The sequence below is a fragment of the Micromonospora parva genome (genome assembly GCF_000718515.1).
Taxonomy (GTDB): Bacteria; Actinomycetota; Actinomycetes; order Mycobacteriales; family Micromonosporaceae; genus Micromonospora; species Micromonospora parva.
The window spans coordinates 1-23262 of the sequence record NZ_JNZS01000044.1 but is presented as its reverse complement, the minus strand read 5'-3'; the positions used below and the strand labels follow the sequence as shown (position 1 = coordinate 23262).

General features: G+C 70.3%; 20 protein-coding genes. 10 read left to right on the top strand and 10 right to left on the bottom strand.

All coding sequences use genetic code 11. The annotated features are described in order from the left end of the window. Positions 1–253: non-reducing end alpha-L-arabinofuranosidase family hydrolase (locus tag IF22_RS0131945; RefSeq protein WP_030338104.1), on the top strand; the 253-nt coding region annotated here is incomplete at its 5' end. A gap of 95 nt (positions 254–348) precedes the next feature. Here IF22_RS0131945 and IF22_RS0131940 read toward each other — a convergent pair. Next, complete coding sequence (locus IF22_RS0131940; protein WP_210859300.1) at positions 349–891, bottom strand: class I SAM-dependent methyltransferase; 543 nt, start codon at positions 889–891, stop codon at positions 349–351. Positions 892–1059: 168 nt separating this feature from the next. After that, positions 1060–2541 carry an MFS transporter gene (locus IF22_RS0131935; RefSeq protein ID WP_051708913.1) on the bottom strand — a complete coding sequence of 494 codons (1482 nt, stop codon included), beginning with the start codon at positions 2539–2541 and terminating at the stop codon, positions 1060–1062. A 279-nt stretch (positions 2542–2820) separates the two neighbouring features. Here IF22_RS0131935 and IF22_RS0131930 point away from each other — a divergent pair, with 279 nt between their 5' ends. Continuing rightward, positions 2821–3588 carry an SDR family NAD(P)-dependent oxidoreductase gene (locus IF22_RS0131930; protein WP_307857810.1) on the top strand — a complete coding sequence of 256 codons (768 nt, stop codon included), beginning with the start codon at positions 2821–2823 and terminating at the stop codon, positions 3586–3588. 155 nt (positions 3589–3743) lie between these two features. Here the strand turns inward: IF22_RS0131930 and IF22_RS0131925 are convergent, their stop codons facing one another. Then, the gene (locus IF22_RS0131925) at positions 3744–6968 is read right to left on the bottom strand and encodes a S8 family peptidase (protein ID WP_051708912.1); all 3225 of its coding nucleotides are present in this window, start codon (positions 6966–6968) and stop codon (positions 3744–3746) included. A gap of 181 nt (positions 6969–7149) precedes the next feature. Here IF22_RS0131925 and IF22_RS0131920 point away from each other — a divergent pair, with 181 nt between their 5' ends. The 3 genes from IF22_RS0131920 to IF22_RS0131910 all read left to right on the top strand — a co-directional run bounded on the left by IF22_RS0131920 (position 7150) and on the right by IF22_RS0131910 (position 10242). Continuing rightward, complete coding sequence (locus IF22_RS0131920) at positions 7150–7650, top strand: sigma-70 family RNA polymerase sigma factor (RefSeq protein WP_030338094.1); 501 nt, start codon at positions 7150–7152, stop codon at positions 7648–7650. Continuing rightward, complete coding sequence (locus tag IF22_RS0131915) at positions 7643–8350, top strand: hypothetical protein (protein ID WP_030338092.1); 708 nt, start codon at positions 7643–7645, stop codon at positions 8348–8350. The genes IF22_RS0131920 and IF22_RS0131915 overlap by 8 nt, the downstream gene beginning before the upstream one ends. A 329-nt stretch (positions 8351–8679) precedes the next feature. Continuing rightward, complete coding sequence (locus tag IF22_RS0131910; RefSeq protein ID WP_081884240.1) at positions 8680–10242, top strand: glucuronyl esterase domain-containing protein; 1563 nt, start codon at positions 8680–8682, stop codon at positions 10240–10242. Between the two features lie 72 nt (positions 10243–10314). Here IF22_RS0131910 and IF22_RS0131905 read toward each other — a convergent pair whose 3' ends face one another. Next, positions 10315–10950: a type 1 periplasmic-binding domain-containing protein gene (locus tag IF22_RS0131905; protein WP_036412792.1), complete on the bottom strand. Its 636-nt coding sequence runs from the start codon at positions 10948–10950 to the stop codon at positions 10315–10317. On the opposite strand from IF22_RS0131905, the gene IF22_RS0131900 reads away from it, so the two are divergent. From IF22_RS0131900 to IF22_RS0131885, 4 genes are all read left to right on the top strand, one after another. Further along, the gene (locus IF22_RS0131900; protein WP_245233800.1) at positions 10922–12376 is read left to right on the top strand and encodes a HupE/UreJ family protein; all 1455 of its coding nucleotides are present in this window, start codon (positions 10922–10924) and stop codon (positions 12374–12376) included. The genes IF22_RS0131905 and IF22_RS0131900 overlap by 29 nt on opposite strands. Positions 12377–12519: 143 nt before the next feature. Further along, entirely contained in the window at positions 12520–14493 is a 1974-nt protein-coding gene (locus IF22_RS0131895; protein WP_030338085.1) for a purple acid phosphatase family protein, read from the top strand. Between the two features lie 90 nt (positions 14494–14583). Then, positions 14584–15663: a COG1361 family protein gene (locus IF22_RS0131890; RefSeq protein ID WP_030338084.1), complete on the top strand. Its 1080-nt coding sequence runs from the start codon at positions 14584–14586 to the stop codon at positions 15661–15663. A gap of 135 nt (positions 15664–15798) precedes the next feature. Beyond that, positions 15799–16770 (top strand): NADP-dependent oxidoreductase, encoded by a 972-nt coding sequence (locus IF22_RS0131885; protein WP_209444627.1) that lies wholly within the window; start codon positions 15799–15801, stop codon positions 16768–16770. A gap of 4 nt (positions 16771–16774) precedes the next feature. Here IF22_RS0131885 and IF22_RS0131880 read toward each other — a convergent pair whose 3' ends face one another. The 6 genes from IF22_RS0131880 to IF22_RS0131850 all read right to left on the bottom strand — a co-directional run bounded on the left by IF22_RS0131880 (position 16775) and on the right by IF22_RS0131850 (position 22173). Next, positions 16775–17365, bottom strand: a complete 591-nt coding sequence (locus IF22_RS0131880) for an HAD family hydrolase (RefSeq protein ID WP_030338078.1) — start codon at positions 17363–17365, stop codon at positions 16775–16777. 17 nt (positions 17366–17382) lie between these two features. Next, the gene (locus IF22_RS0131875; protein WP_030338075.1) at positions 17383–18639 is read right to left on the bottom strand and encodes an RNA polymerase sigma factor; all 1257 of its coding nucleotides are present in this window, start codon (positions 18637–18639) and stop codon (positions 17383–17385) included. A gap of 2 nt (positions 18640–18641) precedes the next feature. Next, complete coding sequence (locus IF22_RS0131870) at positions 18642–18989, bottom strand: YciI family protein (protein WP_051708915.1); 348 nt, start codon at positions 18987–18989, stop codon at positions 18642–18644. A 111-nt stretch (positions 18990–19100) separates the two neighbouring features. Continuing rightward, on the bottom strand, positions 19101–20312 hold the full coding sequence (locus IF22_RS0131865; RefSeq protein ID WP_167337357.1) for a low temperature requirement protein A: 1212 nt from the start codon (positions 20310–20312) through the stop codon (positions 19101–19103). 64 nt (positions 20313–20376) lie between these two features. Further along, a complete protein-coding gene (gene trpS, locus IF22_RS0131860; RefSeq protein ID WP_030338070.1) occupies positions 20377–21435 on the bottom strand; it encodes a tryptophan--tRNA ligase in 1059 nt (352 codons plus the stop codon). Positions 21436–21705: 270 nt separating this feature from the next. After that, complete coding sequence (locus IF22_RS0131850; RefSeq protein WP_030338068.1) at positions 21706–22173, bottom strand: hypothetical protein; 468 nt, start codon at positions 22171–22173, stop codon at positions 21706–21708. A 168-nt stretch (positions 22174–22341) separates the two neighbouring features. Between IF22_RS0131850 and IF22_RS0131845 the strand changes: the two genes are divergently transcribed. Continuing rightward, positions 22342–22596, top strand: a complete 255-nt coding sequence (locus IF22_RS0131845; RefSeq protein WP_030338067.1) for an SCO4848 family membrane protein — start codon at positions 22342–22344, stop codon at positions 22594–22596. Positions 22597–23262: the final 666 nt, after the last annotated feature.

Genomic DNA, 23262 nt, shown 5'->3' with positions numbered 1-23262 from the left:
CACCAGCCTGGGTGGTTCGTGGACGCCGCAGGCCACCAGTGAGAGCAACCCGTTCGCGGGTAAGGCGAACAGTGGTGCGACCTGGACCAACGACATCAGTCACGGTGAGTTGCTGCGGACCAGCGCTGACCAGACGATGACTGTCAACGCCTGCAACCTGCAACTGCTCTACCAGGGTCGTTCCCCCAGCTCCAACGGCGTCGACTACGGTCTGCTGCCGTACCGGCCGGGTCTGCTGACGCTGCAGCGCTGACACGATGTGATCACACTCGACTGACAGGGAACGGGCGGGCTCGGCAGGACGCCGAGCCCGCCCGGCTCACGTTGGGAAGGCGGTCACGCCCCAGCTCATTCGACAGGCGTGCCGATGACGCAGGTCAGCACCCGGCCCTGACCACGGGTGACGCTCGATGTGGTCGTCGCGAACCCCTGGGCTGCGAGCAGTAGTTCGGTGGCGGCGAGGTTCGCGGTGGCGTGCGCGGCGCTGGGTCGTTCGCCGAAGACGTACAGCCGTCCCCCCGGCGCCAGCAGGCTTCGCATCCGAGCGATCAGCTGCGCCGCGTCGCCCAACCAGAAGAGGCTGACGTTCACCGCGAAGATCTTGGTGAAGTGTTCGGTCGGGAGGTCCGCGGACTCGAACCCGGCACACCGGATCTCGGCTCGGCCGGCGTCGATGTGGCCGAGGTTCCGCCGGGTAGCGAGCCGTACCATCGTCGCGGCGCGGTCGATGGCGACGATCCGGCCGGTGGTGAGTTGACCGGCGACCAGGGACACTGCCGCTCCCCGGCCGCACCCGATCTCCAGCACCTGGTCGTCGGGCGCCACGGCCATGGTCTCCACCGCCCAGCGCTGGCGGTGCCCGGCAGTTACCCGGACCGATTCGCTCGCCACTGGCGTCGGGTCAGGACGGGACGGACCCCGATCGTGGGCCGAAAGAGCGGGCCTCACCACGTCACTCGCCGGTGCCTTCTCTGCTCACAGCTCTGATTCCACTCTCTCGACGGAGTCAGTGCACCGTGTCCTCGGTCACCGCGCCCCATCTGACAGGTACGACAGCGATCAGTGCACGGGCGCGACGTCCCCGAGGGCGTCCGGCGGGGCCGGGACGTGCTTCGGAGCGCCGGCGTTCACCATGGTCGCGGAGACGAGGGCCGCCGTGACCACAAATCCGACGGCGACCCAGTACGCGACCGAGTAGCCGTGCATCAGCGCCTCGTTCCGTACCTGGGTCTGGGCCGCCGGGCCGCCGTGCGAGAGCAGATAGGTGGCGGCGGAGCTGGTCGCGATGGTGTTGAGCAGCGCGGTGCCGATCGATCCGCCGACCTGTTGCGACGAGCTGATCATCGCGGAGGCGACACCGGCGTCAGTGGGCTCGACGCCGTGGGTGGAGATGCTCATCGCGGGCATGAAGGCGGTGCCGATGCCGAGCCCGATCACGGCTTCGGCGAGCGCGATCTCCGGGAAGCCGCTGTCCGCGTCGAGCAGCGCGAGCAGTACCAGACCGACAGCGGTGACGAGGTATCCACCGACCATGATCGGTCGGGGGGCGATCCGGTGCGCGAGTCGGGCGCCGATCTGCGTGGCCCCGATGGCCTGCGGCACGGCCATCGGCATGAACGCCAGCCCGGCCATCACCGGCGACCATCCCTTGACCTGCTGGAAGTAGTAACTGAGCAGCAGGAACATCCCGAACATGCTGACGATCGCGAGGCCGACCGAGAGGTACGCGGCGGCCCGGTTGCGCTCGGTCAGGACGCGCAGGGGCAGCAACGGGGACGGGACCCGCGCCTGCACCACGACGAAGGTCGCCAACAGCAGCACCCCGGCGGTGAAGGATCCGATGGTGACGCCTGCCGACCATCCGTGGCTCTCGGCGACGCCGAACCCGTAGACCAGGCCGACGAGCCCGGAGCTGGCCAGCAGGACGCCGGGGAGGTCGAGTCGGGCGCGGTGCCGCTCGCCGTCGTCGTGCACGGTGCGGCTGGCGCCGAGGATCCCGACGACCGCGATCGGCACCAGGACGAACATCGCGAAGCGCCAGTTCAGGTACTGGGTGAGCAGCCCTCCCACGATCAGGCCGACAGCACCGCCGGCGATTGACACCGCGCTGAACACGCCGAACGCCTTGGCGCGTTCCCTGGGCTGGGTGAAGGACAGGGAGAGCAACGACAGCGCGGCCGGCGCGAGCAGGGCCGCGAACACACCCTGTAGCGCCCGTGCGAGCAGCAGCATCGCGGCGTTGGCGGCCAGGCCGCCGATCGCCGAGGCGACAGCGAAGCCGGCCAGCGCGACCAGGAAGGTGCGCTTGCGCCCGACCATGTCACCGATGCGGCCACCGACGAGCAGCAGGCCGCCGAAGGCCAGACCGTACGCGGTCACCACCCACTGCCTGCTGCCGTCGGTGAAGTGCAGCGCCTGCTGCGCCGAGGGGAGAGCGATATTCATGACTGCCCCGTCGAGCACCACCATCAGTTGCGCGATGGAGATGAACAGCAGGGCCTTCCACCGGTGGGACTCCGGGGCGGCGTGAGCTGTGGGCATGACTGTTCCTTAAGGGTGATTTGCTGGGATTTTGCGACCCGCCCCACGTTAGTGATGTTGTGGAACGACCGCCACAGAATGTGCGTGCGGTTACAGGATCCGCATCGCCAGGTAATACCGTTCGGGCGACCGCTTTGACGCCAAAAGCCGGGTTATGGCGAGCAGCCTCACTACGCAGCGTCAAATTGTGAGGGCGATTACTTTGTCGAACGTTCCAGATAAGGCTAGCGTTCCGTCTCGCGAAGCCCCGCGCTCTGCGGCGGCTCATCACTCGAATGGATGTGCGGCGAGATGTCTGGACGGTTGGAATCGAAGGTGCTGGTCGTGACCGGTGGCACGCAGGGCATGGGCCTGGCGTTCGCCAGGCGGGCGGCCACGGAAGGTGCTCGGGTCGTCATCGGCGCCCGGGACAAGGACCGCGGCGAGGAGGTCGCGGCGCAGATCCGGACGGCGGGCGGTGCCGCCCTCTTCGTGCCCACCGACGTCACGGTGGAGGAAGAGATGGCGAGGCTCGTCGACGCCGCGGTGACGGAGTACGGGCGGCTGGACGGTGCGTTCAACAACGCCGGCGGTGGCCCGATGGCCAGCGTGCGCGAGACCGACAGTGACAACTGGCAGCGGTCGCTCGCCCTCAACCTGACGAGCGTCTTCTACGGACTCAAGTACGAGCTTCCGGCGATCATCGCCTCCGGTGGGGGCGCGATCGTCAACAACGCCTCCGTCTCCGGCGTGAAGGGTGACCCGACGCAGGCCGCCTACAACGCGGCGAAGCACGGGGTCATCGGTCTGACGCGCTCGGCCGCCCTCGACGTGGCGCGCTCCAATGTGCGGGTCAATGCCCTGGTCACCGGCCTGATCGACACCCCGCTCTGGCAGAACGTGGTCAGCCAGGCCCCGGAGGCCGCGCAGCGCTACCTGTCCACGCAGCCGACCGGCCGCGCCGGCACCTCCGACGAGGTCGCCGCACTCACCACGTTCCTGCTCAGTGACGAGGCCACCTTCATCAGCGGCGCGTCCATCGCCATCGACGGCGCCTTCACCGCCTGAGGCAAACGGCGTCCGCCGCGCCCGAGGCCTCGACGGCGTCCGCCGGGCCCGAGGCTTCGACGGTGCCTTCCGCGTCCGGCGCATCGCGGCACCTCAGTGACCGTCCTGCCCGGGGTGGCGGCTCCAGCAGCCGCCACCCCGGACGCTGCAACGCGTCAGGAGATCCGGTAGGCCCGCTGGATCGTCTGGGTGACGGTGTTGCCGGCGGTGTCGGTAGCGGCCAGTCGCAGCGAGACGAACCCGGCCCGTCGCGGATGACTGATCACAGCGACGTTCCGGAGCACCGGCAAGCCGACCCAGGTGCGGCCGTCGTCGAAGGACGCGGACACGCTGAGCGTGCGGTTGGGCTTGGCAGTCGAACCGGCCTGCCGGTCCAGCGTCACCGGGATCGCCATGACCCGGCCGATCCGTGCCGTGTTGGTGTCGTCGAGCACGGGGGTCGGTCGAGCCGTACTGAGGGGCAACCGCTCCGGTGACGTGGTGTGCGCCGAGGTGAAGGTCCAGGCCACCGACACCGACGTCGACAGGGTGTCCGGGGCGCCGCGTGTGACGGCCGCCTCCAGTCGGTAGGTGGCCCTGCCGGAGGGCACCGCGAACTCGGCCCACGGGCTGTCCGAGCTGCCGACCTCCTTACCGTCGCGGAACAGCCGGATCCGCACCGGCTGGTCGTCGCGGCTGGCGGGGCGACCTGACGCGTCGCCGAACAGGGGCAGCGACGCGATCGAGATGGTGTCGCCGTCGCGGCCCGCGTACCCCAGTGGCGACAGGGCCGGCGCCTGGGTCACTGTCGGCCCGAACGGTGCCGCGTTCCAGGTCTGGGTGTACGTCCGGCCGGCTACGAAGGTCGAGTCCTGGGCGGTGAGGTTGTCCCCTTCGAGGAAGGTGGACGTCCAGACGACGCCCCCGTCGGTGTTGTAGTACTCGACACCCTTGAACGGCAGGTCGACGGGCGTGTTCGACCCGACCGGACCGGAGCCTCCGGGACCCGACGCGCGGTGGAACCGGGTGGCCGTCGTCGTGCTGGACTGGCTGCGGTAGGTCGCCCGGACGGTGGCCAGGTTCTTCGGCGACAGTTTCCTGGTCAGGCCGGTGAACATGTCGCCCTGCCGGACGTACGCCAGGTCGTAGGTGTAGGGGCTGTTCCGGAAGGTGCCGTCCCTGCCCGGTCGCGCGAGCCCGACGCCAAGCGTCGCGGTGAACTCGGGTGCGGTGACGGCGGGTCCGATCCGGCCGAAGAAGAGGTCCGCGAAGGACAGCCCGCTGAGTTGGACGCCCGGGTAGCGCAGGCCGTCGTCCCAGTTGGCGCTCACGTTGATCGAGGTCGGCGCGGCGTCGTGCTGCGGCACCGTCAACGCGACAGGCTTGGCGGCACGGGCGTCGACCGCCTCGGTGACCGGGCCGCGTACGTCCAGGACCGGCTGTGCGAGCAGGGTCGACACGGAACCCTCGTGGATGGTGCTGTACAACGCGTAACGACCCTTGGGCAGCCGCAGGACGCCGCCGCCCGGTGCCACGGCGAGGGTGCTGAACTCGCCGGTGGTCAGGTTCGCCGCCACTGTCGTGTACTCGGTGGCCGGCCTGCCGTCGCGTCCGGTGTGGTCGAGCCGTACGTCGTAGCTCTCGATCTCGCGGTTCAGCGCGAACGGCGTGCGTACCCGCAGGTCATCGGCGCCGGTGGCGGTCAGCGCTCCCTGGTAGACGCCGTCCGGGGCGTCCACCCGGGTGTCCACGGTGATGGTCGCCTCGGCGTGGCCACCGGCCGGAACCACCAGCGTGGCCGGGCTGACGGTGAGCATGCCGGCCGGGGCCGGAGCGATGGCCAGCGTCAGGGTGACCGCTGTGGTGCCGGTGTTGCGGTAGCCGACGACCTGGGTGATCGGGCTGTCGTCGGCGTGTGGCCAGCGCTGCACCGGGAAGTCGATGGCGGCGATGTCGGCGGCCACCGGCTGGGCGACGGCGCGGGCGATGTCCACCCGGCCGGCGCCCTGCTCGTAGAGGGTGTCCTCGCCGGTCGGCTTGGCCGAGTCCATCAGGGCGGCCTTGAGCTGCGGGCCGGTCCAGTCCGGGTGCTGCCCGGCGAGAATCGCTGCGGTGCCGGCCACGTGTGGGGTCGCCATCGACGTACCCGACATGGCGGCGTAGTCGCCGCCGGGGGCCGCGGCCACGATGTCGACGCCCGGTGCGCTGATCTCGGGTTTGATGTGGTTGTCGCCGATCCGGGGACCCCGGCTGGAGAAGTAGGCCCGCTGGTCGTCGGCGTCCACAGCGGCGACGGCGAGAGCGTCGTCGGCGGAGGCCGGCGAGGAGACCGACTTCGGCTTGCCCTCGTTGCCGGCCGCGACCACGAAGAGGGTGCCGTACTGGTGGCTCAACTCCTGGACCGCGGTTTCCAGCGGGTCGAGGCCGGGCGTGTCGTCGCCGCCCACGCTCAGGTTGACCACCCGGGTCCGCGGGGCGAGCCACTGCATGCCGGTGATGATGTCCGAGTCCTGGCATTCGGTGGTGGCGCAGACCTTGCCGACCAGCAGTTTCGCCCCCGGCGCCACGCCACGGTACCTGCCGCCGGAGGCGGCGCCACTGCCGACGATCGTCGACGCCACGTGGGTGCCGTGGCCGACCGAGTCGCTGGGGTCGCCACCGCCGGTGAAGTCCCGGACCTCGGTGAGGTGGCCGGCGAAGTCGGGGTGGTTGGCGTCGATCCCGGTGTCCAGCACTCCGACGGTGACGCCGGTGCCGTCGAACCCGGCCTGCCACGCCGCCGGGGCACCGATCTGCGGCACGCTGCGATCGAGGGAGACCGTGCGCTTGCCGTCCAGCCAGATGTGGGTGACGCCGGCGGTGAGGGTGCGCGCGGATGGCGTACCCCGGGTCAGCGACGCCCAGAGCGTCACCCGGTCGTCCCGGTCCGCCCGGACCGCGAGCGCGTGGGCGGCGGGGAGGTCGGCCCGCACGCGCCCGGCACCCCCGGTGGTCGCGGTCCGCGCCCGCGCCGCCGTGTTCTCGGGGTACGCGACCAGCAGCGGCAACTCGGCGGCCCGGTCGTCGTAGCCGAACTCGGCGAGCGTGGTGAGGTCGAACAGGCGGCGGTCGAGTCGCCCGTCCCGCACCAGCGGCATCGCGTCCACCGGGATGACGTACTGGTGACCGTCCTCCCGGTTGCTGACGAACCGCATGGCGGCCCGACCCGGGCCGCGCTGGATCTGCGGGCGACCCGCCGCGTCCAGCGACACCCGGTCCCCGGTGATCAGGGTGAAGGTCCCGGCGGTGCCGGGAGTCGGGGGCGTCGGCTGCGCGCTCGCCGGTTGGGCGGTCAGCCCCGCGGTAACCAGCGCGGTCGCGAGTACGCCGGCTGTCAGGGCGCGTCGTTGCCGTCGTCGCACATCGTCCTCTCCGCCACGGGCGTCTCCCGGGTCGGCACGATGACGCCTGGCCAGGTCGTCGGGTTGATCACTCCGGTGTGACGCGGGCCACAATCTCGCCCCGCGCCGACGCGACCGGTCCAGCCAGCCGAGTTCCATGCGGCGGTGACCAGGGGACGAAGCGTGGGAGGGCACCGGTCGGATGCGTGACGCCGAGGAGTTCGACGCCCTCTACGCGGCCTGCGCCGGTCGGGTCGTGGGTCACGTGTACGCGCTCACCGGCAACCGCGCCGAGGCGGAGGACGCCGTCGCTGAGGCGTTCATGCGGGCCTGGCAGCGGTGGCGGACGGTGCGGGAGACGGACAGCCCGGAGGCGTGGGTCCGGCGGGTGGCCTCCCGGATCGCGGTGAGCAGCTGGCGCAAGGCGTTCAACCGGGTACGCGCACACCGCCGGGCCGCGGTCGACCAGAGTGTGCCCGGCCTGAACGAGGACCACGTCGCGCTGTTGCAGGCGCTGCAACGGCTGAGCCCCAACGAGCGGCGCGCCGTCGTGCTGCACCACCTCAACGATCTCAGCGTCGCGGAGGTGGCAGCCGAGATGCGGGCCCCCGTCGGGACCGTGAAGACGTACCTCGCCCGTGGCCGGCGAGCGATGGCCGGGTTGCTGACCGATGCGCACCAGGAGGAGACCTCCCATGGCTGATCCGCGCGACGATCTCACCGCGATCGTGGACGAGGTCCGGCGAGTCGCCACGCTGCCGGGGGCGCAGGCGTTGCGGCAGCGCAGCGACCGGCGTCGGCGGCGTCGGGCTGCAGTGGGCGCGGCGGGGCTGGCCGTGGTGGCCGTCGCCGCTGGCACCGCCCTGTCACAGATCCGGAACGACGTCGAGACGCCGGACGCCGGCCCGGCGACCCAGGTCGCGCCGCCCGTGACCCCGCCCGTGGTGCCGTCCGCGACCGCCTCGGCGGGACCGCAGGAGATCCTCGGCGGCCGGCGGCAGGTCCAGATCACCCTGCCCGGCATGCGCGGCGCGACGTTGGCGATCGACAGCGACGGCGACCAGGTGCGGGCCACCACCGACCAGGGCATCGACGATCGGGCGCTGTGGGTGCTGCGCCCCGAGGGCGACAGGTATCGGATCCTGCTGGCGGCCGGTGCCACCGAGGTCTGCATGACCGTCGTGCACGACGCCGCGCCGGGCAGCGTACGCGGCCGGGCCTGTGATGCCGCCGCGTCGACGCAGCTCTTCCGGATCGATCAGGTTCCCGACGGCAGCTACTCGATCTTCCAGGGCAGGCGCTACGTCCAGGTGGTCGACGGCACCAACGCCCTGGTCCCCGACCTGCCCGAGGGCCTGACCACCACGTACGAGTTCGAGGATCGTGGGCCTACCCCGCGCTGACCGTCGAAACTTTCGATATCTGCCGCGCGCAGGATCCGTGATCTCACCCGCGTGGCTGCCCCGGCGGCCGGTCCCAGCGTCGTCTGAGGCGGTGGGAAGGCTCGAAAGTTTCGGCAAAATATTGACACTTCCCGATCGAAGCGCTCAAGCTTTACCTGGCTGGCATTCGTGATCATCGATCACGTTTCGTTCCTTCCTTTTCCATCACCACTCGGAAGGAGAGCCCCGTGGTCATCAGCTCGGGCCGCTCTACCACCCGATCGGTGGTCGTCGCGCTGGCGGTAGCAGCGCTCACGGTCGCCGGATCGGCATCGGTAGCAACACGAACCATGGGCGCGTACGCCGCCGTGGCCCCACTGGCCGCCGCAGTCGAGGACGAGGGCGCCGACTGCGCGGTGTCCGGCCTGCCGGACCTGGGTTCGCTGCCCACCAACGCCAAGCTTCCCGACCCCTTCAAGAAGCTGAACGGCCAGACCATCACCTCGAAGTCCGACTGGCGCTGCCGTCGGGCGGAGATCAAGGAACTGGCGGAGAAGTTCGTCTTCGGCGAGAAGCCCGCCAAACCCGCGACGGTCACCGGGACGGTGTCCAACAGCACCATCACCGTCAACGTGTCACACAACGGCAGGAGCACCAGCTTCTCGGCACGGGTCGAGCTGCCCAGCGGCACCGGTCCCTTCCCGGCCGTCGTGGTCGTCGGCGGGTTCGGCGCGGACACGGCCACCATCAAGGCCGCCGGCGCTGCCGTGATCAGCTACGACCCGTTGGCGGTTGGCCGCGAGGGCACCCCCCGGAACAACAAGCAGGGCGCGTTCTACAGCATCTACGGCTCATCGAGCAGCACCGGACTGCTCGCCGCCTGGGGCTGGGGCGTCAGCCGGATCATCGACGTCATCGAGCAGTCCGACGGCCGGATCCTCAAGGCGGACGCGATGGGTGTGACCGGCTGTTCCCGGTACGGCAAGGGCGCCTTCGCGATCGGGGTGTTCGACCAACGCATCGCCCTGACCATGCCGATCGAATCGGGCAGCGCGGGCGTGCCCATCTTCCGGGGCATCCCCGGTGAGGGCGCGCAGAGCCTCAGCAGCGCGTACGGGGAGCAACCCTGGCTGGGCGACGCGTTCGGCTCCTTCACCGGCAGCCCGAACCGGCTCCCGGTGGACACGCACGAGATGGTCGCCATGGTGGCACCGCGCGGACTGTTCATCATGGACAACCCGCACATCGCCAACCTCGGCCCGCGGTCGGCGAGCGTGGCGGCCCTGGGCGGCGCGGAGGTCTACCGGGCGCTCGGCGCCGGCGACAACATCACCTACTGGTCCGACGTGCAGGACGGCACCCACTGCGCCAACCGCCCCGAGTGGCGTACCCCGTTGCAGAACAGCATCCGCAGGTTCCTGCTGAAGACGGGCAACGAGCCGGGCGTGATCCGGATTTCCAGCAGGGCGCTCGGTCGGTTGGCCGACTGGCGGGACTGGTCGACCCCGGTCCTGGCTGACGGCCCGACCACCCCGCCGCCGACCACCCCGCCGCCGACCACGCCCCCGCCGACCACCCCGCCGCCAACCACGCCTCCCCCGACCACCCCGCCGCCGGCCGGTGCGGGTTGTGTGGCGTCGGTGTCGGTCAACCAGTGGACGGGCGGCTTCGTCGCCACGGTGCGGGTGACCGCCGGCGCCGCGCCGATCAACGGCTGGACGGTAGCCATGACCCTGCCCTCGGGGGCCAGCATCACCAGCGTCTGGAGCGCCAACCGCAGCGGCACCACCGGCACCGTCCAGTTCACGAATGTCGCCTACAACGGCTCGGTCGCCGCAGGGCAGTCGACCGAGTTCGGTTACCAGGGCACCGGCACCGGTACGGGAATGACGGCCACCTGCTCGACCGGGTGACCCGCCGGCCCGGTGCGGAGGTTCACCGGCCTCCGCACCGGGCCGGGCGGCCCCGAGGGCGAGCCCTCGTCGTCAGAGCCAGACCACGATCCCGGTCAGGTCGTTGAGGACGGCGGCCACGCCCGCCCGGATGGCCGCCGCGCAACGTTCCGCGGTGAACGAGTTCGGGTCGTACGTCGAGGACATGCCGAGCCCTTCACCACGGAACGACGCGCCCTCCCAGTCGACGGCGGTGACGTTGTGGGTGGGCTCGGCCAGCTCCGCGCCGACCACCAGGAACTTCTCGTCCAGGTGGTTCGGGGTGACCAGTGCGAGCCCGTCGATGAGATCGTTTCCCGCGCTGACGATGAGGTCCGGACCCATCTCCATCGCCTTGGCGATGCTGGGAACGGCCTCGTGCGCGTTGCCGACGACGATCGTCCTGAGGTCGACATGCTCGTCGTCGGCCCACTCCTTGACCGCTGTCACCAGGGCCTTGGTCGGGTTGTCGGTACCGCTGGTCAGCAGGACGACCCGGTAGTCCTTCGGCGGGTGGACACCGGCCCACGAGCCGGGCTGCGGGGTGATGGTCGCCTCCGGCGCGGGCTTCGTGGAGGGGTCGACGAACCCGGGGCCGAGGGTGCCGATGGCGCTGGGCGCCGGACGTGGTTCGGACCAGTCGTCGCTGGAGTTGCAGGCGGTGACCAGCGCGGCGGTCGCGGCCAGCATGGCGACGGCCCGAAGCGGGGGGCGCAAGGTGATCGTCCTCCGGGTGGTGGCGGAATGTGCGCGTACTTCTTCGTATTCCTATCTCAATTCCGGTCACCGGCAATCGGTGGGCGGCGGTTCGGGGATGTTGTTCTCCGGCGGTTCGTCGGTACGCGGGTTGGTGTTCACCAACGACATGCAACGTGCACTGGCCAACCGAGGGAGTCGAATGTCAGGCCGGATCCGCCGTACCGTTATCGTCGCCGCTGTCGGTTTCGCCGCAGCGGTGGTTCCGTTTCTGGCCGCCGAACCGGCGTCCGCGCACGGTTTTTCGTCGACTGTGTACGCGGAAATAACGGCGGGAGATGAGGGTCACATTCGAACGGCGGTGGAGCTCGAATACGACCTCCTCGTCGTCTCCGCCGCGGACGCCGGCCACGACGACCCGCTCTTCCAGGCCGGAACCGCGGCGTTCGAGGCGGGTGACACCGCTGCGCAGGCCGCCGCCCTGAAGGGCCACGCGTCGACGGTCCTCGGCTACGTCTCCGACCGGTTCTCGGTGAGCTCCCGGGGTGCGGCCTGCCGGCCGACGCAGGTGGGTGACGCGACGATCGGCGCCCGCGAGGGCGTGCCGTACGCGGACCTGCTGCTCGACTGGACCTGCCCCGAGCGGGTCGACGAGCACGTGGTGCGCAGTGGCCTCTTCCCGGACGGCGAGGGCTACGTCAAGGGCACGAAGACGATCGTCACCTACGAGATCGACGGCCGGTCGGGCAGTGCGGCGCTCGACGCCGCCCACCCGTCCTTCTCGACCGCGCAGGCCTGGTACGAGCGGTTCGGGGAGTTCTTCGTCCTGGGCGCCGAGCACCTGCTGAGCGGTATCGACCACATTCTGTTCCTGCTGGCGCTCATCGCCGGGTCGCGGCGGCTCCGGGAGATCGTGCTCGCGGCCACCAGCTTCACGGTGGCGCACTCGGTGACGTTCATGCTCGCCGCGCTCGGCCTGGTCGAGGTGCCGGGGGCGATCGTGGAGCCGATCATCGCGTTGTCGATCGCCGTCGTCGCCGGCTGGCACCTGTGGGGAATCTGGCGGCGCGGTGAGCACGCGACCGACCTGGAGACGGCCGGGCGCGGTCACTTCAACCTGGACCGGGCCGGTTGGATCCGCCTTGGCGTGGTGTTCTGCTTCGGTCTCGTGCACGGCCTGGGCTTCGCTGGCGCGTTGGGCATCGACGAGGCGTGGTCGTGGACCCTGCTGTGGTCCCTGCTGGTGTTCAACATCGGCATCGAAGTCGTTCAGTTGACGATTATCGCGGTCGTCTTCCCGTTGCTGTTCGTGCTGCGGCGTCGTGCGCCCAAAGCCGGCCTCTGGGCGACCGGGGCCGTTTCTGCGGGCGTGTCCCTTATGGGGTTGATCTGGTTTGTGCAGCGCATTTCTGGATCATGAGTAAGGCTAAGTAGTTCGTGAAGTGCAGTCTTTCGCAAGATCACGTTCACGGTCGGTTCATCGGGCAGCGAAAGCGTGGATTTGCTTCCCCAGCGTCGGGTGAAGGCACATCCATTTCTCTATTTGAAAAGGGAACAATGTCGATGACATTGAGCACCTCGTCACGGGCTTCCGCGCTCGTACGGCGTCGCCTGGTCGCCGGGGTCGCAGCCGGCTTCCTGGGCATGGGCGCGGCTCTCGGCAGTGGCCTGATGGCCACCGCGAGCGCGGCCGAGTCCACCACGATCACCGGTGTGGTCCTCGGCGTCGGCGCCAACGAGACCCAGCGCATCGTGAGCTGGTACTCCTCCGCCGACACCGCGCAGAAGATCCAGCTCGCCCCGACCGCCGAGATCGTCAACGGCGAGTTCCCGGCCGGCGCCGTCAGCTTCGACGCCGTCGGTGCGGCGAACACCTCCACCACCGGGTTCAACCGGCACGCCACGATCAGCAACCTGCGCGAGAACACGGCGTACTCGTACCGGGTCGGCGCCGAGGGCAGTTGGTCCCCGGCGTACTCCTTCAAGACGCGGGACTTCGAGGGCGACTACGACTTCCTGTTCTTCGGCGACCCGCAGATCGGCTCCTCCGGTGACCGGCTGAAGGACCAGGCCGGCTGGGAGGACACCCTGAAGGTCGCGACGGCGGCCAACCCGAACGCCGAGCTGCTGGTGTCCGCCGGCGACCACGTCGAGAGCGCCAACGACGAGGGCCAGTGGACCTCGTTCCTCGCCCCCGACCAGCTGCGCCAGGTCCCCCTCGTCGCCACCATCGGTAACCACGACGTCGGCGGCAAGTCCTACGAGCAGCACCACTTCACCCCGAACACCGACCGCTCGTCGCAGTACTACAACGGCGACCAGGCGACCCGGTCCGGCGGCGACTACTGGTTCATCCACAAGGACGTGCTGTTCATCGACCTGAACAGCAACAGCTACGTCAACCCGGCGGACGGCTCCGCCGGCGGCGACGCGGCGCACGTCGCGTACGTCACCGACGTCATCAACAAGCACGGCTCCGAGGCCAAGTGGAAGGTGCTGGTCTACCACCACTCCATCTACTCGCCGGCCAGCCACGCGACCGACAGTGACAACAAGCAGCGGCGGGAGGACTTCACCACCGCGTTCTCCAACCTCGGCGTCGACATGGTGCTGCAGGGTCACGACCACAGCTACACCCGCAGCTACTCCATCAAGAACGGCCAGAAGGAGAACCCGGACGAGAAGCCGGGCGCTGCCGACGTCTACCCCGGCCCGGGTGGCGTCATCTACGTGACGGCCAACTCGGCCTCCGGCTCGAAGTACTACGACATCAAGAAGCCGGACAGCTCCGGCACGGGCATCCGCGGCAACGGGCCGGACCCGCTGGACCCGAACAAGTACTGGTACAACTCCGTGCAGAACCAGGAGCACGTCCGCAGCTACGTCAAGGTGCAGGTGCGCAACGACAAGCTGGTTCTCGCGAACGTCCGCAGCGGCACCTGCGCGGCCCCGAACGCGGCGGTCGAGAAGGGCCTCTCCTGCGTCAACACCCCGGAGGGGCAGCCGGTCGGCTCGATCGTCGACAACGTGACGGTGCACCCGTACCACGGTGACGGCCAGGCCATCCAGGTCAACGTGCCGAACCCGGCTCCGGGTGAGTTCGGCTGGACGATCGACGGCTACAACGGTCTGGTCGACCTGGGCACCGCGCAGGAGCGCGACGGCACCTACTTCCAGGCCAACGGCAAGATCAACCCGATCCTCGTGTCGGACAGCCGCCGTTCGCTCGCCCCGTGGTCGATCTCGGCCAACGTCGGCGACTTCTCCGACGCCGACAAGAAGTTCTCCGGCTCCTACCTCGGTTGGAGCCCGTACGTGCTCGACGCCGGAGCGGGCGCCGAGGCCGGTGCCCCGGTCCTGTCGTCCTACGACGACCAGGGCAAGGGCCTCTCGGTCTCCAGCGCCCTCGCCGCCGCCGCGCAGGGTCACCCGCGTGGTGGCGCGAAGCTCGGCGCCGACCTGGATCTGAAGATCCCGGACAGCATCGCGAAGGGTAGCTACCGCACCACCCTCACGATCACCGCGCTGAGCAGCTGACCGAACAGTTCCATGGGCGGGGTAGGCACCTTCGGGTGTCTACCCCGCCACCCATTTGCCATCCGTCCAAGATCACCTCAAGGAACCGACATGTACCCGTCCGTCACGCGCTGGAAGACCAGGCCCACCGCACTCCTCCGTACGACAGCACTGTCCCTGCTCGCCGTCGTCGCGGCAGTCGGCGTCGGTGCCGGCCCCGCCCGGGCGGCGGACGGCAACGTCGCCTGGACGGTCCGGACGGCGTCCAACGGTTACGGCGAGGCCCGGTCCAGCTACAGCTACAACGTCAACCCGGGTGGGGCCGTCGAGGACGCCATGGTCGTGGCCAACCGTGGCGCGGCCCCGCTGACCCTCTCCGTGTACGCGGCCGACGGCTTCACCACCGACGCCGGCCAACTCGACCTGCTCACCAAGGACCAGAAGTCCACAGCGATCGGCGCCTGGGTGAAGCCGAACGCCGGCAGCGTCGTGATCCAGCCCGGAAAGACCGCCCAGGTCCCGTTCACGGTCAGCGTTCCGGAGAACGCCACGCCCGGGGACTACGTCGGCGGCATCCTCACCACCCTGACCCAGGCCGACCAGGCTGAGGGGATCAACGTCGACCGGCGCCTCGGTATCCGGATCAAGCTGCGGGTCGGCGGCGAGCTGAAGCCGAACCTCGCGATCGAGGACCTGCACGTGACGTACGCCGGACCGACCAACCCGTTCAGCAAGGGTGACGCCACCATCACCTACAAGGTCCACAACGTCGGCAACGCGGCCCTGTCGGGAAACCAGGCGGTGACCGTCTCCGGCCCGTTCGGCCTGCTGCGGGTCCGGGCCGATGACGTCGCCGCGCCGCCGGAGCTGCTCCCGGGTGAGAGCTGGAACGTGACGGTGCCCGTACACGGGGTGGCTCCGGTCATCTCGCTGGCCGCTACCGCGACCCTGACGCCGCTGCTCACCGATGCCTCGGGCTCCACCACCCCGCTCAAGCCGGTGCAGGCCACCGCGCACGGCTGGGCCCTGCCCTGGACGTTGGTGCTGGCCCTCGTCGTGCTGATCGCCGTGCTCGTCGGGGCGTACCTGTACCGGCGCCGCAACCGGGCGCTGAGCAAGGCGCGCGAGGACGCCCGCGTCCGCGACGCCGTCGAGCAGGCGCTTCGTGGCCCGGAGCCGCAGGCCTCCTGATCGCCGCAGCCGCCCCAAAAGGTTCGGCGAGCCTGCACGTTAGTCCTTGTGGGTGAACGGCCCTCAGCTCCGGAGCGCGCCCGTTCCCGAGCCGGCATGCTGCGACGGTGACGCCGGCACGGAGGGGGAATCCACATGGTTGACGGGGGTGTGCCAGAGCGGATGCAGGCCGCGGCCTTCGACGAGTTCGGCGGGCCGGAGGTGATCACCCTGCGCAAGCTGCCGATCCCGCAGGTCGCCGACGACGAAGTGCTGATCAAGGTGTGGAGCGCCGGCGTCGGGGTGTGGGACGCGTACGAGCGGGAGGGGGTGCTGGTGCCGGAGGGCTCGGCACTGCCGATCGTGCCCGGCTCCGACGGTGCCGGAACCGTCATCGCGGCCGGCGGCACGGTGACCAGCCTGGCCGTGGGCGACCTGGTCTACGTCTCCGCCACCACCCGGCCCAAGGGCGGCCTCTACGCCGAGTACGCGTCGGTCAAGGCGGAGTACGCGGCGAAGGTGCCCGACGGTGTGCCGGCCGAGCACGCCGGTGCCATGCCCACCGACGCGCTGACCGCACTGGCCGGCCTCGACACCGTCAGCCTGTCGGCCGGCGACTGGTTGCTGATCTTCGGAGCGAGCGGCGGTCAGGGCCACCTGGCCGTGCAGTTGGCGAAGCGGCAGGGCCTCAACGTGATCGCCGTGGCGTCCGGGGCGGACGGCGTCGCGCTGGTGACCCGGCTCGGCTCCGACGTGTCGGTGGACGGTCACGGCGACATGACCGAGGTGCTGGCCCGGATCCGGGACGCGGCACCGGGCGGGGTCAACGCCATCCTGGCGATGGCCGGCGGGCCGACGCTGGACCGGCTCACCGAGGCGCTGGCCGACGGCGGGGTGGTCGCGTACGCCCACGGGGTGCGGCCGGAGCCACAGGAACGTCCGGGCGTCACGGTCCGCGCGTACGACGGCGAATCGAACCCCCGACAGTTGCAGCGCCTCAACGAACTCATCGAAGCGGGGCCGTTCGTGGTGCACGTCGCCGAGACGTTCCCCCTGGGCAAGGTGCGGGACGCGCACCAGCGCCTCCAGACCTCCTACGCCGGCAAGCTCCTGCTGACGGTGGCCTGAGAGGTCAGGGCGTGCGCTGTTGCGGCACGCGTACCGATGCCATGCCGGCCGCCGTCGCGGCCTGGATGCCCAGGTCGGTGTCCTCGAAGACCAGGCAAGCCTCCGGGGGTACGCCGAGCTGCCGCGCCGCGAGCAGGAACGCCTCCGGGTCGGGCTTGGCCCGGGTGTAGTCGTCGGCGCAGACCAGCACGTCGAACCGGTCCAGCAGGCCCAGCGCGTCCAGGGAGGCCGTGACCGACGCGCGGGTGCTGCCGGAGACCACGGCGAACGGAACCCGCCGGTGCGCGTCGTGGATGTGCGCCAGCACCTCCGGCACCGCGGCGAGCTGCGGCAACAACTCCTGGTAGTAGCTCTCCCGGCGCTCGACCACGGCAGCCACCGGCATGGCCAGACCCTGCTGCTCGTTCAGCTCGACGATGATGTCGGCGGTGGGCCGCCCACCCCACGCGTAGAAGAGGTCCTCCGGGAACTCGCAGCCCCACTCCGCGAGGGCCCGCTGCCAGGCCACGTAGTGCAGCGGCATCGAGTCGACGATGGTGCCGTCGCAGTCGAACAGGTACGCGGCGAACGGCCCGGGAGGCAGCGGCAGACTCACCCGGGGAAGGGTACAGCTCACCCGCTCGTGACAGCCTTCAGCTGGCTGAGCAGGTACGCGCGCTCCGGTTCGGTGCCGACCAACGTCAACGCGCTGCGGTACGCGGCCGCGGCCTCGTCGTACCGGCCGAGCCGGCGCAGCAGATCGGCCCGAGCCGCCGGATAGGGATGGTGGCCGCGCAGGCGCGGATCGTCGGCCAACTCGTCGAGCAGCGCCAGCCCCGCCTCCGGTCCGTCCCGCATGGCCACCGCGGCGGCCCGGTTCAGCGCGACGACCGGCGAGGGCACCAGGCCGAGCAGCACGTCGTAGAGCGCCACCACCTGCGGCCAGTCGGTGCTGGCCACGTCGGGAGCCTCGTCGTGCAGCGCGGCGATGGCGGCCTGCACCGCGTACGGCCCGGGAGCCCGGCCGGTCAGCGCGACCACCACCAGGCCGCGCCCCTCCTCGATCATCTGACGGTCCCAGCGCCCCCGATCCTGGTCGTCGAGCAGGATCATCGCCCCGTCCGGCCCGGTACGCGCGTCGCGCCGGGCATGGACGAGCAGCATCAGGCCGAGCAGCCCGGCGGCCTCCCGCTCGGCGGGCAGCAGCCGGCGCAGAATCCGGCCCAGCCGGATGGCCTCCTCGGCCAGGTCGATCCGTTGCAGATCCGGGCCGGAACTGGCCGCGTACCCCTCGGTGAAGATCGAGTAGACGGCCTGGAGCACGGTGGGCAGACGGCCGGGCAGCTCGTCGTCGCCCGGCACCCGGAACGGGATGCGTGCGTCACGGATCTTCCGTTTGGCGCGGACGAGTCGCTGGGCCATGGTGGCGGGCGGCACCAGGAAGGCCCGCGCGACCTCGGCGGTGGTGAGGCCGGCCAGGAACCGCACTGTGAGCGCGGCACGGTCCGGCGCGGCCAGGGCCGGGTGCGCGCAGGTGAAGAAGAGCGCCAGCCGGTCGTCGGGCAGGTCACGGTCCGCGTCGGCGGGCGGGGCGTGATCGGCCCGCTCGGCCTCCGCCCGGAGCACGGCGAGCCGGGTGGCCAGCACCCGGTCACGACGCAACCGGTCCACGGCCCGACGCCGGGCAGTGGTGAGCAGCCAGGCGCCCGGCCGGCTCGGGACGCCGTCGGTCGGCCAGTGCGTCAGCGCCGCCTCGATGGCCTCGGAGGCGACCTCCTCGGCCAGGTCGAGGTCGCCGAAGCGGCGCACGAGCGAAGCGAGCAGTCGGCCGCGCTCCTCCCGGAACACGGCCTCCACCGACGACCCGACGGCTGCCCTCTCATCCGGCACGCTCAGACCTGCACGTCGATCTCGGCGATCGGACGGACCTGGACCGATCCGGGACCGGCGGCCCCGGGGCTGCGGGCGGCCCACTCCAGCGCGGCGTCGAGGTCCGGCACGTCGATGACGTCGTACCCACCGAGCAGCTCACGGGTCTCGGCGAACGGCCCGTCGGTGATCGTGCGCTCGCCACCGGCGCTCACCTGCACTGTCGTACAGGTGGTCAGGTCCTGTAGCGGGTGCCCGGAGACCCAGACTCCGGCGTCCTTCATCTCCCGGTCGTAGCGGATCCAGTCCTCGAAGCTGCACCCTTTGTCGACGACCTCTCCGTCGACCATGGGACTCATGAACAGCAGCATGTACTTCACGTTTTGGCTCCTCTCGGTGCGGCGGTGTCGCCGTACAGCATGACGACGAACGGTGACCGCGGATATCGACACGGCCCGGCAACCTTTTCTGCCCGGCACCGCTCACCGCAGGCGTGGCCGCGCCGGGTCGGATCGTTCGTCGCGTCGGTCCATCCGTCGCTCGAACCAGGTCACGCCGATCAGGAAGGCGGTCAGCACTGTGAGCGCCGCCAGTGGCGGCAGGGACCGGCCGATCGGCAGCAGGGGCAGCGGCAGCAGCGCGGCGACGACCTGCGTCGGGACCACCGTGCCGACGGTCAGCCGTCGGAAGACCAGTCTGCTGAGCAGGTAGAGGGCGGTGCCGCCGTAGAGCGCTGTCGCTGCCTCCCACCCGAGGCGACCCGGATGCGCCGACTCCGCGGTGAGGTGGGCGATCACCTCCTCGATGCCGAGCGCCACGTAGATCGCGCCGATGATCAGCGTGGAGTGCGCGAGGCCGTACGCGTCGCCGGCCACGCTGGCCCGTCGCTCACCCGGCACGCTGCTGACGGCCTCGCTGGCGGTGGACGCCAGCCGATCGAAGTAGAGCCACCACAGGCAGACCGTGCTGGTGAGGCCGAGCAGTGCGGCCAGTAGCGCGGGGCCGACCGGGGCCATCGCCCTGGGGCCCGCGCCGGCGGAGATCAGGGACTCACCCAGCGCGATGATCAGCACCAGGCCGTACCGCTCGGTGAAGTGGTCCACGCTGCGCAGTTGCCACGGCCGGAAGGCGGACGCGATCCGGGCACCGCCGATGTTCAGCAGAAACGCCACCGTCCAGAGCGCCGTCTGGGCCGCACCGCCGAGCAGGGCCCCGATGATCAGGGGAACCCAGCCCAGCACGACCGGCACCGTGAAGAACCTCAGCGTCGAGCGCAGCGCGGGGTTCGTCGCGCTCGCCCAGAACAGAATCACAAGCTGCACGGCCCGGCCCACCACGTAGGCCAGCGCGAGAGTCAGCGGCGCGTCGAACAGCTCCGGGCTCTGCTGCCACGCGTCCGGCATCACCAGCGCGGCCACGAAGATCGCCGCCATCGCGACCAGGGTGGCGGCGCGGACCGGGCCGACGTCCGCCCGGACCAGGTTTCCCACCCAGATGTACGGCGACCAGGAGTAGAGCAGCAGGAGCAGCAGGAGCAGCCCCTGGGCCAGGGTGAGCGCGCCCGGCGACCCCGCCATGAACGTGATGACCCGGGTGAGTGCGAAGACGAAGACCAGGTCGAAGAAGATCTCGAACATCGTGGTCCGGTGCGTCACCCCCGTAGGCACCGGACGAATATCCGAGATCCTCCTCATCCTGGCATTCTGCGCCATTTCGCTCGGCGCTTCGTCCGGTCTCCTCGCTCAGCGCCGCCCGGCGTCAGGTTGCCGCTTCTGTCCGGCGTCGGCTGCGCTCAGCCCGCCGCCGCACCTGCTGGTACGCGCCGGTCAGCCCCATCGCCCGGCGCACCTCGAGCACTGTCTGGCGTACCTCCTGGCGGGTCCGTTCCGTGCCCTCGACGATCAGCCGGTCGACCAGACCCCGGTCAGCTTCGATCTCGGCCCGACGCTGTCGGATCGGCGCCAGGAACCCCTCCAGCGCGACGACCAGCCGTTCCTTGACCTCCACGTCACCCACCCGCCCGGCCCGGTAACGCCGGGCCAGGTCGGCGACCTCGTCGCGGTCCGGATTGAAAACCTCGTGGTACGCGAACACCGGGTTGCCCTCCACAGTGCCCGGCACGTCGGCCCGTACCCGGTTCGGGTCGGTGTACATGCCCAGCACCTTGCGACGCACCGTCGCCGCGTCGTCGGAGAGCGCGATGGTGTTGCCCCTGCTCTTGCTCATCTTGGCCGCGCCGTCGGTGCCCACCAGGCTCGGCGTGTCCGCCGGGATCAGCTCGGGCACCGGGAAGACCGGTCCGTACAGGTGGTTGAACCGCCGGGCGATCTCCCTGGTCACCTCGACGTGAGCGGCGTTGTCCCGGCCGACCGGGACCACCTCCCCCTTGACGCAGAGGATGTCCGCCGCCTGGAGTACCGGGTAACCCAGCAGCCCGTACGGCATCTCCTCCTTGCCGGCGTCGCGGGCCATGTCCTTGAGCGAGGGCACCCGTTCCAACCGGGGAACTGTCACCAGGTTCTGCAGGAGGGTGTTGAGATCGCCGACCTCGGGGATCGCCGACTGGAGGTAGAAGGTTGCCCGGTCCGGGTCGACCCCGGCGGCGAGGATGTCGGTCACCATCTCGCGGGCGTTGCCGGAGACCTGGTCGATGTCCTCGCGGCGGTTGCGAGTGGTGAGCATGTGCAGGTCGGCGATGATGAAGAAGCTCTCGTAACGCTGGTGCAGCCGTACCCGGTTGGCGATGCTGCCGACGTAGTGGCCGAGGTGCAGGCGGCCGGTGGGTCGGTCACCGGTGAGCATTCGTGCGACGGACATGGTGGTGCCTCTCGTTATCCGAAGGTGGGTCACGCACGGGCGCGCGCCGACCAGGGCTGGCTCAGCCCAGGTCGGTCAGCGGAATCGACTCAGCGAGTCGTCCGCCATCGCGCGCCGGCGCGGAACCGCAGACCACCGGCACGGAGGACGTTCAGAAGTTGCTCACGGCCGTCGCCGGAGTTGGTCGGGGTCTGGGGCACGGCACCGAGGTCGAGGCCGTCGACCGGGTCGACAGCCTCGGATGCGCAGTTGCCCGTCCGGACCACGGCCTCAGATTACCCGTGGGATGGCGCCGGGAGGGGGAAGGTAGCTGTCGGCGTAGTAGGCGCCGACGCGGTCCCGGTACTCCGGGTCTGCCGAATCCGGATCGAACGGTGGTGCGTCCTTGATCTGCTGTCGGGTCCGGTCGACGTGCACGACACGTTCCTGGTGATCCACGCGCGTCACCGTCCCGGCTGGCAGCAGCACCTTCTGCCCGAAGATCCACGGCCCGGTGTCCACCACCAGGTGCGCGGCGTCCGCCGCGTCGCTCGCCTCGTCGATGGTGCCGATGCGCCCATCGCTCGCCTGCACCTGATAGCCCACCAGGTCGACCGGGGTGCCCGGGCCGGGCGCGTCCGGGCCGTCGTGCCCGCCCTGATCCTGCCCAGGGGTGACCGAGGGTGTGGTCTGCGTGTAGCCGCCGGCCAGGGCGGACGGGTCACGCCAGGCCCAGGGGTTGAAGGTCGAGGGTTGCATGGGGCACCTCCAGGGGACGGTCCTCAGCTGTCCCCCTTCGCAGTGCCCATCCCGCCGCGGCCGGAAACAGTCAGCGCCCTGCGCCGGCCGCGCCCGCCGGGGCGGGTCAGCGCGTTCGCGTTGCCGGCGGCGGGCCGCTGAGCAGGTGCGCTGGCATACTCGGCTGCCATGGTGCTGTCGCGAGGGTGGAGCCTCTTCCTGGTCGGAGTCGGCGTCTGGACCTGGGTGATCTGGCCGAGGTTCGCGGTGGCCATCTGGCAGGACCCGCGGTCCTGGGCGTCCGGAACGGTGGCCGACGGCCCGGCCACCAGCTTCCTGTGGGTGCACGCGTTGCTGATCGCCGCGTCGCTGGCGATCGGCACCACCGCCGGCGTTCTCGGCGTCCGGGCCTGGCTGGCCACCCGGCGGCGGCAGACGTCCTGATTCCCCTCGCCGCTCGCGCCGATCAGGCGCCACCGGTGGCCGGGTGACCGCCGTAGACCGGGAGGCACTCACGCCACGGCCGGCGTCGGCGGTCCTGACCTGGGGAAACGGCTCGGACGTGCGAATGTGACGCGCGCCGCTACCCGTGGATTTGACGATCAAACCCGCAGACGCGTAACTTTCTCTCTGCCAGCGCGGAACGGGGCAAACGGGACGAAGGTCCTGAAGCGCCGGAACGAGATGGCAACCGGGTCAGGCAGGGGTTCACTCCTGCGGGACACGGTCCGGGCGGGGCTCGCCGGATCGGCCGTGAGGCGGATTTGGTGCGGCGAAGCCGACCGGGTAAGGTTCACGACCGGCAGGGAACCGGGCGAGACTGCGGGACACCGCAGCGGCCGGTCTGCTGAATCCGACGACCTGACGCAGCGGTTCGCTGCTGCGTGAGTGCGCCGGCGCTGACCCGTACGAAGCATGACAGACCGGGACACACGGTTTGACACGGCAGAGACGGTGAGGTAACGTAGTAAAAGTGCCCGGCGCGAGAGCGGCGGGGATGCGGAACGAAAAGCCCCGGTTGGGGTTCCACTTGGGTGGGGCTTGCGGCTGGTGTGTGGTTGTTCTTTGAGAACTCAACAGGGTGCTTGTAAAGCCAGTGCCAATTATGAT